The sequence below is a fragment of the Methanocalculus sp. genome, from assembly GCF_029762515.1.
Lineage (GTDB): Archaea > Halobacteriota > Methanomicrobia > Methanomicrobiales > Methanocorpusculaceae > Methanocalculus.
In genome coordinates, this window is sequence record NZ_JARVGN010000499.1 from 1 (window position 1) to 1,508 (window position 1,508).

Below are 1,508 nucleotides of genomic sequence, written 5' to 3' on the forward strand. Positions count from 1 at the left end.
AGTGGGGCAACCCGGATCGACTCGATGATGGCACCCGGAATGATGCCCATCTCTAACAGCCGCTTTCTGAGATGCCCCTTCGCTTTGACACTCACAATCCGTGCCTTATCTCCGGATATAACAGTGTCAAGGGTAACTGGTGAGTGATCTGGTGAACTCATTACCTGCTTGTTCTGTTGTTTGGTAGGGATAACCCCGAGTCGAAGAAGATTCGAAAAGAGAGGAGAATACAGAAAAGTATTCGGTTTTCATAGGAAAACCGAAGATCCTGATTACACACTACAGGCGGTTTGCCAGCACCGGAAGCGCCGCCCCGATCCGCGGATCATGGATGCGTTCTCCTTCTATTCCGAGAGCCTCCCAGATGACCGCCTCAACCACAAGATAGACACGGCAGTCTGTCCTGAGGCAGCCGCAGACTGCATCACGGCCCCGTCCGGCAGCTGCATGGAGATGGAGGGAGGGGCCGCCCTCACCCGGATAGATGGTGGCGGTGCCGAGGCACTCCCAGCCACCCTCGATCTGCTCCTTATGCGGCACCGGGGGGATCACCGCCTCCTCAGGGCCGGTTACCAGCCCGGCAGAATGGAGTGCTCCCAGGAATGAGATAACGCCGTGGCTGATCTGTTTCTCCTGAATAAATGAACTGACCGATTCAATCAGATCCTCGCCATCATCAAAGCGGAGGAAGAAGACCCGGCCAACTGTGCCTTCCGAATACTGCATACAGAGTAGTGTGCATCTGATCGTGGTTATGGTTTGGGATTTTTGGATCAATAGAGGTAAGAACCTCCGGATCAGTACCTCATCATAATGAATACCGGTCATGAGATCCACCCGCTTGGCGCAACCGAGATCGCTGTTCGTATCGGTGAGATCGAGGTGAATACCGGGGATTTGTCTCCCTTCCAGAAAGTGCTCCTTGGAACGGACGGGTCGGTCACCCATCTCCTGTCGCTTGCAACCGAGTCGAATGTGGGTGTGAAGACCCGGCTTCAGGAGGTCCTCCCTGCTGATCATGAGGTTGCAGACCTGCTTGACATCTGTCCGAATGACCCGGTAAACCACCGGATTGTCGATCTCGGTATTGGTGAGGAGGGGCGGCCGCTCATCTATGCCATCTCCTACACCCCGATCAACCGGCTTGCTCCTGAGATGAGAACTGATATGATGAAGGCCGATATTCCGATCGGAATCATCCTCAAAAAACATAAAATAGAATCCCGCCGCGAGATCCTGACGATCGATTCATATCCGGCTGACGAGCATCTCGCCGGAATCTTCGGCATTCTTCCGGGTGAGCCACTCTTTGCCCGGAGGTACCGGATCATCCACAAAGATGAGCCCCTCATGGTGATCACCGAGATCTTTTCGTCAGGCACATTCTCAGATACAAAGCGGGTCATCGTGGATACCCCATCCCGCCTTCATATCGGCTTGATAGACTTAAACGGTAGCATCGGCCGCGTTGACGGAGGGGTCGGGATCACCCTTGACCGGCCGCATCT

3 protein-coding genes are annotated in these 1,508 nt (G+C 54.5%); 1 reads left to right on the forward strand and 2 read right to left on the reverse strand.

Going from position 1 to position 1,508, the window contains the following annotated elements:
* Together QCH34_RS12605 and QCH34_RS12610 are read right to left on the reverse strand one after the other, a co-directional pair.
* A partial coding sequence (locus QCH34_RS12605) for a FeoA domain-containing protein (RefSeq protein WP_300334648.1) occupies positions 1-161 on the reverse strand: 161 nt, incomplete at its 3' end.
* Positions 162-279: 118 nt separating this feature from the next.
* Positions 280-726: a PPC domain-containing DNA-binding protein gene (locus QCH34_RS12610; RefSeq protein ID WP_300334645.1), complete on the reverse strand. Its 447-nt coding sequence runs from the start codon at positions 724-726 to the stop codon at positions 280-282.
* Positions 727-813: 87 nt separating this feature from the next.
* Here QCH34_RS12610 and QCH34_RS12615 point away from each other — a divergent pair.
* Positions 814-1,508 (forward strand): chorismate pyruvate-lyase family protein (locus QCH34_RS12615; RefSeq protein WP_300334647.1); only part of this gene is annotated, 695 nt, incomplete at its 3' end.

Excerpts from the sequence above, each read along its gene's own strand:
- QCH34_RS12610 (WP_300334645.1), bottom strand. The coding sequence starts at position 726 with ATGCAGTATTCGGAAGGCACAGTTGGCCGGGTCTTCTTCCTCCGCTTT.